At 71.6% G+C, this 9,357-nt stretch carries 9 protein-coding genes; 3 read left to right on the plus strand and 6 right to left on the minus strand.

Translation table 11 applies throughout. The features are described 5' to 3' along the window. Positions 1-141: 141 nt before the first annotated feature. From ACOJUF_RS10345 to ACOJUF_RS10355, 3 genes are all read right to left on the minus strand, one after another. Entirely contained in the window at positions 142-1,857 is a 1,716-nt protein-coding gene (locus ACOJUF_RS10345) for a glycoside hydrolase family 13 protein (RefSeq protein WP_420121769.1), read from the minus strand. A gap of 113 nt (positions 1,858-1,970) precedes the next feature. Beyond that, positions 1,971-3,317: a dipeptidase gene (locus tag ACOJUF_RS10350; protein WP_420121770.1), complete on the minus strand. Its 1,347-nt coding sequence runs from the start codon at positions 3,315-3,317 to the stop codon at positions 1,971-1,973. A gap of 337 nt (positions 3,318-3,654) precedes the next feature. Further along, positions 3,655-4,296 (minus strand): hypothetical protein, encoded by a 642-nt coding sequence (locus ACOJUF_RS10355; RefSeq protein WP_420121771.1) that lies wholly within the window; start codon positions 4,294-4,296, stop codon positions 3,655-3,657. A 201-nt stretch (positions 4,297-4,497) separates the two neighbouring features. On the opposite strand from ACOJUF_RS10355, the gene ACOJUF_RS10360 reads away from it, so the two are divergent. Beyond that, the gene (locus ACOJUF_RS10360; RefSeq protein ID WP_420121772.1) at positions 4,498-4,695 is read left to right on the plus strand and encodes a hypothetical protein; all 198 of its coding nucleotides are present in this window, start codon (positions 4,498-4,500) and stop codon (positions 4,693-4,695) included. Between the two features lie 40 nt (positions 4,696-4,735). Here ACOJUF_RS10360 and ACOJUF_RS10365 read toward each other — a convergent pair whose 3' ends face one another. Then, complete coding sequence (locus tag ACOJUF_RS10365) at positions 4,736-6,058, minus strand: reverse transcriptase family protein (protein ID WP_420121773.1); 1,323 nt, start codon at positions 6,056-6,058, stop codon at positions 4,736-4,738. A 951-nt stretch (positions 6,059-7,009) separates the two neighbouring features. Here ACOJUF_RS10365 and ACOJUF_RS10370 point away from each other — a divergent pair. Both ACOJUF_RS10370 and ACOJUF_RS10375 read left to right on the plus strand, forming a co-directional pair. Beyond that, positions 7,010-7,411, plus strand: a complete 402-nt coding sequence (locus ACOJUF_RS10370) for a DUF6188 family protein (protein ID WP_420121774.1) — start codon at positions 7,010-7,012, stop codon at positions 7,409-7,411. Positions 7,412-7,509: 98 nt separating this feature from the next. After that, a complete protein-coding gene (locus tag ACOJUF_RS10375; protein ID WP_420121777.1) occupies positions 7,510-7,785 on the plus strand; it encodes a CHC2 zinc finger domain-containing protein in 276 nt (91 codons plus the stop codon). A gap of 129 nt (positions 7,786-7,914) precedes the next feature. Here the strand turns inward: ACOJUF_RS10375 and ACOJUF_RS10380 are convergent, their stop codons facing one another. Both ACOJUF_RS10380 and ACOJUF_RS10385 read right to left on the minus strand, forming a co-directional pair. Beyond that, a complete protein-coding gene (locus ACOJUF_RS10380; RefSeq protein ID WP_420121775.1) occupies positions 7,915-8,754 on the minus strand; it encodes a universal stress protein in 840 nt (279 codons plus the stop codon). A gap of 80 nt (positions 8,755-8,834) precedes the next feature. Then, the coding region (locus ACOJUF_RS10385) for a DUF2231 domain-containing protein (RefSeq protein ID WP_420121776.1) at positions 8,835-9,357 on the minus strand (523 nt) is incomplete at its 5' end.

The following is a 9,357-nucleotide window of genomic DNA, read 5'->3' on the forward strand; positions in this document are numbered from 1 at the left end:
GGGGGTGGCGGGCCGGGGGGGGGGGGGGGGGGGGGGGGGGGGGGGGGGGTGGGGCGGGGACGACGTGGGCGGGGGCCGCGCGGGAGGGCGCGACCCCGGCCCGGCCGCAGGTCGGATCGGATCAGATCAGATCAGGTTAGGTCAGGACTGCGACTCGTTGAACACCTCGGTGAGCAGCCAGACGGTGGTGTCGGCCGGCAGGGTGCCGTGGTCGGTCAGCGGGACCGAGCTCATCAGCAGCTCGCCCTCGGGCATCGGCACGGACTCGGTGCCGGTGTTGGCGGCGACGGTCAGCTCACCGTTGGTGAACTGCAGCACCCCGGGGGCCGACTCGACCCAGCCGACGGTGCCGACGGCCAGCGCGAACGCCCTCCGGAAGGCCAGAGCGGTGCGGTACATCTCCAGCGTGGATCCTTCGACCTCGTGCTGCCGGTCGCGGGCCAGCTCCGCGTACGCCGCCGGCTGCGGCAGCCAGGTGGCCCCTCCGGGGCCGAAGCCCAGGCCGGGTTCGTCGGCCTCCCACGGCAACGGGACCCGGCAGCCGTCGCGGCCGGCCTCGGTGTACTGCGACCGCCACCAGGTCGGATCCTGCCGCAGGTCGTCGTCCAGCGACGTGTGATCGGGCAGGCCGAGTTCCTCGCCCTGGTAGACGTAGGCCGACCCGGGCAGCGACAGCATCAGCAGCGTCGCGGCGCGCGCCCGGCGCAGGCCGAGCTCGTGATCGGGCTGCACGTCCTCGGCGCGGATGCCGTTGGGCCGGGGACCGGCCGGCAGGCCGAGCCGGGAGACGTGCCGGACGACGTCGTGGTTCGACAGCACCCAGGTGGTCGGCGCACCGACCGTCTCGTTGGCCGCGATCGACTTGTCGATGGTGGCGCGCAGGTGGGCCGCGTCCCACTCGCTCTCCAGGTAGCCGAAGTTGAACGCCTGGTGCATCTCGTCGTCCCGCACGTACCGGGCCAGACGGTCGAGCGAGGGCACCCATGCCTCGGCGCACAGGATGCGGTCGGGGGAGTAGGTGTCGAGCAGGGCCCGCCAGTCCCGGTAGACCTCGTGCACGCGGTCCTGGTCCCACATGGGGCCGGTGAGGAAGAAGCCGTCGGTCTCCGCGTCCTGGGCCGCCTGGTCGGCGGGCGCCTGGTCGGGCAGGCCGGGGGCCTTGATCAGCGAGTGCGCGACGTCCACCCGGAAGCCGTCGACGCCCCGGTCCAGCCAGAACCGCAGCACGTCCAGGAACTCGGCCCGGACCTCCGGGTTCTCCCAGTTCCAGTCGGGCTGCTTGGTGTCGAACAGGTGCAGGTACCACTGGCCGGGGGTGCCGTCGGGGTTGGTGGTGCGGGTCCACGCGGGCCCGCGGAAGCAGGACTCCCAGTTGTTCGGCGGCAGTTCGCCGTTCTCGCCGCGCCCCTCCCGGAAGATGTAGCGCTCGCGCTCGCGCGAGCCCGGTCCGGCGGCCAGCGCGGCCTGGAACCACTCGTGCTCGTCGGAGGAGTGGTTGGACACCAGGTCGACGATCACCTTCAGGCCCAGGCCGTGCGCCCGCTGCAACATGGCGTCGAAGTCGGCCAGGGTGCCGAAGACCGGGTCGACATCGCGGTAGTCGGCGACGTCGTACCCGGCGTCGGCCTGCGGGGACTTGTAGAAGGGGGACAGCCAGATGGCGTCGACGCCCAGCTCGGCCAGGGCCGGCAGACGGCGGGTGATGCCGGGCAGGTCGCCGATCCCGTCACCGTTGGAGTCGGCGAACGAGCGGGGGTAGATCTGGTAGACGACGGCGGTCCGCCGCCAGTCCGGCCCCGGGTTCTCGAGGTCGGCGGTGAGCTCGGTGAAGGTCACGGTGGTTTCCTCGATGGTCATCGAAGGCACCTCTCTGCAGTGGTGGGTCTGCACTGGTGGGCGGGGCCGGGTAATACGGGCAATGACGCCGCCCCCACCGAGAGGTTGATCGATTCAGATATGTGTGCCGCGGATCACTCCGAGGCGGATGAACCGGCGAATTCCTGCAGGAATCGGGCCACCACCAGCGCCATGTTCGCCACCTCCGACGGATGCACGCTCTCGTTCGGCGCATGGATGCGGCACTCCGGCTCGCAGACCCCGAGCAGCATGATCTCGGCGTCCGGGAACGTCTCCTGGAATACGGTGCACAGCGGGATGGACCCGCCCTGACCCTGGGTCTCCAGGTCGCGGCCGTAGGCGTCGGCCATCGCCCGGGCCATCGCGTCGTACGCCGGACCGCCGAGGCTGCCCGCGAACGGCGCTCCGATCCCGCCGGGTTCCATGCTCACCCGCGCCCCCCAGGGCGCCGCCGCGCGCAGGTGGGCGATCAGCTTGTCGCGGGCGGCGGCCGGATCGGTGCCCGGCGGCACCCGCAGGTTGAGCCGGGCCCGGGCCGACGGCTGGATCGCCGCGGACGAACCGACCACGGGTGGGCAGTCGATGCCCAGGATGGTGACGACCGGCCGGGCCCAGAGCATGTCGGCGACGGTCCCGTCGCCGAGCAGGTCGACGCCGTCCAGCACCTGCGCGTCGCTCCGGAACCGGTCGGCCGGGTACTCCGCGCCGGCCCAGCTCCCGGATGCGTCGAGCCCGTCGATGGTGGTGTTGCCGGCGGCGTCGCGCAGCGTGGCGAGCATGGCCACCAGGGCGGCCAGCGCGTCGGGCGCCGGGCCGCCGAACATGCCCGAGTGCAGGACCGAACGCGCCGTCTCGACGGTCACGACGAGGTCGGCGACCCCGCGCAGGGAGGTGGTGAGGGTCGGTCGGCCGACCGCGACGTTGCCGCTGTCCAGGACCAGGATCGCGTCGGCTCGCAGCAGCTCGGGGTGCCGGGGCACGAAGTCCTCCAGGCCGCCGGTGCCCTGCTCCTCCGAGCCCTCGCCGACGATCCGCACGGTGACCGGCAGGTCGTCCCCGAGTGCGCGCAACGCGGTCAGCACGACGGCGATGCTGCCCTTGTCGTCGGCCGTGCCCCGGCCGAACCAGCGTCCGTCCCGCTCGACCAGCTCCCAGGGCGAGCTGAGCCAGGCGGCGTCGTCCAGCGGCGGTTGCACGTCGTGATGGAAGTACAGCAGGACCGTCGGCGCGCCCGGGGGGCCCGGCCGCACGCCGGTGACCGCCTTCGAGCCGTCCGCCGTGACATGCGCGGCCACCTCGGAGAGCCCGACCGAGGTGAACGCGTCGACCAGCCAGTCGACCATCGCGTCACACCCCTCGACGGGGAACTGGGCGGCGTCGTGCACCGACCGGAAGGTGACCATCTCGGCCAGGTCGGCTTGGGCCTGCGGCATCAGATCCCGGATTCGCTCTCGCAGCATCCGGTCAACCTATGCCAGCGCCGGGCGGTCGGTCAGGAAGGCATGGACCCGGGCAGCCCGTTGACCAGGAAGGAGCCGATCCGGGTGATCCCGTCGGCGGACCACAGCGGGATCAATCGCGGGCCGGCGGCGATCGCGGCTTCGGTCATCTCGATCGCCTCGTTCGGCGTTCGGGGCTCAGGTCCGCGCAGATCTGCCCTGGGTACGTATCCGGTTCGTCCGTCGACCCCGCACGCCGAGATCAGATCCGGCGCGTCCTGCGGAGTGGCGGCGTCCGCTTCCGACCCGTATCGCTGGCCCCGGGAATTCCGGGGGAAGTCCTCGTACGACGTGGCGCTCATCGCCGCCCACCACCTGGGTTTATTCGTCCGGTTTCGCCAGGCTGTTCGCTCCCGTCGGGGCGCCCCGGAAAGTCCAGCCGAACGATCGTTCGATCCGAAGCCGGCCGGCTCACCTGGCGGAAACCGAGCCGGACGAAGACGGCTTCGCGGCCGACGTGCTCCATCCCGCGTCGGCGCACGCCGGTGGACACCGGCCAGGCCTCGACCGCCGCCGCCCCCCGGCGCCGGGCGAGGTCGACGGCGCCGCGCAGCAATGGCAGGAGGAGGCCCTGACCGGGGCGGTCCGGGCTGATGACCGTGCACGCCACGAGCCAGACCGAGGTGTCCTCGTCGCAGGGCCGGCCGGCCAGCGGACTGCTCCGGCCCCTCTCCGCCGGGCGGAAACGTGACCGCGGCCCGCAGGCGCACCAACCGACCGGCTCGTCGTCGATCAGCGCGAGCACGCCCGTCGGGCCCTGCGCCGCCATCGTCTCGAATCGTCGCCGGTTGCCGCCGGAATACCAGCCGACAGCGAATTGCCCGCCCGACGAGCAGAACGCCATGCACCGGCAGTGCCTCGTGGTCCGCCGGAGCTCGAACAACCGGCTCAGGTCTTCGAGATGGTCAGGGCCCACGACGGCGAGACGGAATTCGACCACGACCGACCTCCTCGCCGAGCGGCGCCCGTCGCGCGCAGGCTTCACGACCGGGTCCCAGGATTGTCCTCCCGCGGTGGGACCGGGTCATCGCCGGTCGAGGGGCCACGCGCGGTCGTTCCGGGGTGCTGGGAGCGACGGGAACTGGCCCCTTGATGGGTGCCCCGACGCTCCCCAGAGTGCGCGCCGTGCGAGCATGGCGAGGTGGCCGACCGCGCGACGCGCTATACGAAGCTGGAGTCGACGCTGCTGGCGGTCGCGGGCGCGCTCCTCGTCGCCAGCTTCGTCTGGTTCGTCGCCGGGGACGCCGGCCAACGGCACGGCCAGGAACTGCTCATTCCGGCGGCCCTGCTCCTGGCGCTCGTGGTCGTCCTGCGACGCCGACGCGGCGCTCCGCGGTAGGGTCCGGTGCGCCGCGGCCGGATCCGAGAGTACGGAGAGCTCAGCCGGTCCAATCGATCTCGTCGAACAGCGCCCGCAGCCGGGCGCCCCGCGCCGGATTGAGCGCCCCGACCCAGGAGATCCGGCCGAGTAGATGTGCGCGAAAGTCGTGATGGGCGTTGCGATTGGCGGCCCGGGGGCCGTTGCGGCGGCAGTCGTGCAGGACCGCCTTGAGCTGGTCGTAGTCCGGTCGCGGGACGTTGGTCCGGTCGTTCACGACGATCCCGGTCACCGTCTGCCGCCGGTGCCGGTGGCACTCCCGGGTCTTGCCCGGATGCACCGCGAACCCTTCCTGCTGAATCATCTTCTCCACCGCCGCCACCAGCGCCCCCGAGCGCTGCGCGAAGGTGTGGTCGCCGGAAAAGGTCAGGTCGTCGGCGTAGCGGGTGTACCGGGCACCGGCGGCTCGGGCGTAGGAGTCGAGCCGGCGGTCGAGGGAGAACGCCACCAGGTTCGCCAGCGCCGGTGACGTGGGCGCGCCCTGCGGCAGGTGCGGCGCGGCCAATCGCCGGCCGAGGCGGGCGTCGCGGCCGGGGTCGGCGCTGACGGGCATCGCCCGCAGGGCCGCGACGGGCGTGGCGTGCGTCGTGAGCCCGACGAGAAGGTGTGCGACCGGTTCCGGATAGCCGGCCGCCCGCAGCACCCCCCAGATCCGTCCCGGGGTGATCGAGGCGAAGAAGTGCTCGATGTCGAGGGCGATCGCCACGTCCGCGCCGACGTGCTCGGCGGCACCGGTGATCGGCGAGCGGCCGGCGACGAAGCCGTGCACCGCCGGGTGGATCGGGATGGGGGAGAGCAGGTCGTCCAGGATCGTTCGTTGCAGCGCTCGCAGATCCGGCTTGGGCGCCTCGATCAGCCGGGCGCCGCGCGGCCGATGCAGCCATCGATAGCGGTAGTGCGCGATCCCGTCCCGGTGCGCGCGCCGGGCGCGCCCGTACGGGTCGGCGAACGTGTCGAGGGCGTCGAGCGTGATGCCGAGGTGGTCGGCCAGGTCGCCCGTGTGGTCCAACACCGGGGTGGGGAAGGGCCGATGGATCATCCGGGTCGGGCTGCTGAGCCGGATGACCGGGGCCGGCAACCGGGGCGACGACGTGAGCGCCCGGGCCATCGCCGCGCTCTGCCGGACGAACGCGGCCAGCTCGCGCGGCCGGTCGGCCGGCGGTCGATGGTAGGCGGCCAGCACCTCCCGGACCATCGAGGTGAGCCACGGCGGGCGCCGGTCGATCACCCGTCGTGTGCGCTCGAGAAGTGCCTGCTCGCTCCAGGATCCGGCCAGCATGGCGTCGGCGAGGGCGGTCGCGAGGCGGTCGGCCGGGCCGCTCACCTGGGCATTCCGCTGCGGCGGTGGTGGGCGACCTGTCCCTGCTGGGCGGGCACGTGCATGCGCGGAGCGCATCGACGTGCCGGCACGGTGGTGCTGACTGCAGTTGAGCCACCCCGGGGGTGCCCCGGAGCGTCCGGACCGTTGCCGGCCGGATTTCTCGCCCACCCCCGCCGCATGCGGTCACCCTCTCACGACGGTCCGACAGTCCCGGTTCGACGATGGACTCGCGGTCGCCGGCCATGCTCGACGGCGTTCGGCCCGTTCGGCCGCGGCTCGGCGCCCGATCGAGGGGTTCATCGCGGCGGATTGGCTCGGTGCTGGTGCGGGTACCGCCCGGGTGTGCGTACTGGGAGGCCGTCCCGTCCGAGGTGCCCCTGGCTTGCTGACGGTGCCTGGTTTGATTGGCCGCAGCGTGGTCAATAGTCGACTCGGGTGGACGTTCGGGACGGGCGTGTTTCTGCTGTCGGCGGGATCTGCCTTCCTGATCGGCGGGATATGGAAGACGACATCGTCCGATTGATTCTGGGTTTGATACTGCTGGTGGCGACCATTCCGATCCTGTGGGCGTGTCGACGTCGCCGGAGGCGCTGATGAGCGCCGTTCCATCCCTTTCTCTTCGCCCCCGTCAGCCGGGACGTCATCCTGGGGAGCATTCATGAGCTGGAGGCCGTGGCAGGTGTGGATGGCCCTGGCGTGGGGGTGTCGTCGTTCTGGTGATTCTCGGCCTGGCCGCCGGTGGCGTCATTCCCTGGGTCAGCGTGTCCACCGTGACCGTGCTGACTGGGTGCGTCTCGGCGGTGGCCTGGTGGACGGATCACCGGGTGCGGCGTCGACTGTGGGAAGCTCGCGCGGCGGACAGGGAGGGTGACCACCCGCCCTGACGCCGGCCTGCCGGAGACGGCCGCCCGGTCGGTTCGGGCTGCCTTCACGGAGGCTGGCGAGATCAATTGAGTGGGGTCGGATACCTTGATTGCGGTACCGGACGTCATCGGCGACACGGTGACTCAGATCAGATTCGACCATGCCGTGACGATTGTCACCGACCATTCCCTACTGCGCATTCAGACTGGTTTCCAGTTCGCGGACGGGGCGGGGAAGTTGGTCATCGATCCAGAATGCGCAAGGCAATTCGCAAACCGCATTCTGGGTGCCCTCCACCGGACCGTCGAATCGTGCAATTATTCAAAGGTCGGCACCATGTCCGTGGGGCTGGCCGGTGGGGCGGCGATCACCGTGAAGCCGAGCGCCCGCTACGAGGCGTGGAACTTCTCCATCAGCGGAGACCGGCCCCGGCTGCTCGTGAGCAAGGTCGGCGGCGGCGTCGCCGTGTGGAATGAAGCGATACCCTCGTAGCGTTTGGCTACCAACAAATTGCCTCTGCGACAGAGGCTCCCGCCCCTCTGGGAAGTCATCAGCATCCCGTGACACCACCCGATTTCTCGCCGGCGGACGTGGAGCGTGTCCGCCAAGCAAGCCGCCTTGATCTGGTGGTGGGTGAGCACATTTGGCTGCGGCCCGCCGGAACGGGTCAGTACAAGGGCTCCTGCCCCTTCCACGAGGAACGGTTCGCCAGCCTGGTGGTCGCACCGGCTGTTCATGGAGGCCGCTACCACTGCTTCGGATGCGCAGCGGACGGCGGCGTCCTTCGACTTCGTCACGGCCATCCGTCACGTGACCTTCGGGCACGCCGTTGTCTACCTCGCCACACGGCAGGCATCGACCTTTAGGGGTCTCCTGATGAATCCGGGTCCTCCGTCGCCGCATTCATCCAGGACACCCTCCCGCGCTCGATGCTGGCCTCGCAAGATCGGCCAACTACCTAGCCGGTTCTCCCGGACCCGTCTCGGATCAGCCGGTCAGTGGTCCGCCGACTCCGGCCGGACGACGACCACCGGCAGGGTGGCGTTGGCCAGCAGGGACCGGCTGACCGAGCCGAGCACGATCCCGGCGAACCCGCTGACCCCGCGGGTGCCGACGACCAGCTGGGCGGCGCCCTGGGCGGCGGCGTACTCGAGCAGCGCGTGCTGCGGCTTGCCCGCTTCGATCGCGGTGACCACCTCGACGCCGGGGTGGGCGGACCGGCGGTCGGCGACGGCGCCCGCCAGCTCCTCCCGACCGCGGTCCTCGGTGGAGCCGTGGGCGCAGTGCACCACGTGCAGCGGCACGCGGTGGGCCTGCGCGGCGGCGAACGCGTAGTCGATGGCGTTGTCCGAGACGTCCGAGCCGTCGGCGCCGACCACGATCGGTCCGGTGCCGGGCCCGGGATCGCGGACGACGGCGACCGGGCCGAGCCCGTGCTCGGCGGTGTGCACGGCGAAGGAGCCGATCAGTTCCTCGGTCCGCGAGGCGTGCCCGTGCGAGGACACGACGGTCAGCAAGGCCTCCCCGCTCGCCTCGATCAGGGCGGTGCCGGCCGACTCGTGCAGGATCCTGGGTTCGACGTGCAGACCGCCCCGGTCGTGACCGATCTGCTTGACCACGCCGTCGACCAGCTCGGCCGCGGCGATCTGCGCCTCCTCGTAGGGGATGGAGCCGGGCAGCGCGGCGTCCTTGGAGCCGTAGGCATAGAGCTCGAACGAGTAGAGCAGGACCAGGTGGGCCCCGCGGGCGTGGGCCTCGCCGGCCGCCCAGCGGGCCGCCGCGGTGGACGTCTCCGAGCCGTCGATGCCGACGACGACCTCGCGCTTTCGCGTCATTCCCGTGCTCCCTCACCCGGCCGGGGCGCCATCGGCCCAGGTCCAGCGCCGACGATACCCAGGCCGTTCCGTCGGACGGGTCAGGAGACCGGGCAGGTCCCGGCGGAGTCGAGCGGAACCGAGCAGTAACTGTTCTCCCAGACGGCCTTGGAGCCGGCCTCGCCGACCCGGAACACCTGGAACGTCGCCGCCCCGGCCACCACCACGGCCAGCACCGCGATGACCACCCCGACCCACGGGGCCGGCGGTCGGCCGGTGCTCTTGAGCACCGCCGCCGGCAGCCCCCAGGCGATCAGGGCGACCACGAACAGCCCGATGGCGAACCACAGCATCGTGTCGCCCAGCTCGACGTGCTCCTGGATCAGCGGAGTGGAGCGCACCCGCTTCTCCAGCCACTCGCCGGCCTCGGTGGCCAGCGGGGTGACGACCAGCGCGGCCAGCGCCACCAGGGGGGTGATGATGCCCAGCCGTCGCCGGGCGGCCGGCCAGATGGCGGACAGCACCGTCAGCAGCGCGGCGACGGGGATGAGCACCACCACCGCGTGCACCAGCAGGATGTGCGTGGGCAGGCCGTTGACCTCGTTCAGCATGTCGTGATCATCT

It is taken from the genome of Nakamurella sp. (assembly GCF_048594475.1).
Classification (GTDB): Bacteria; Actinomycetota; Actinomycetes; order Mycobacteriales; family Nakamurellaceae; genus Nakamurella.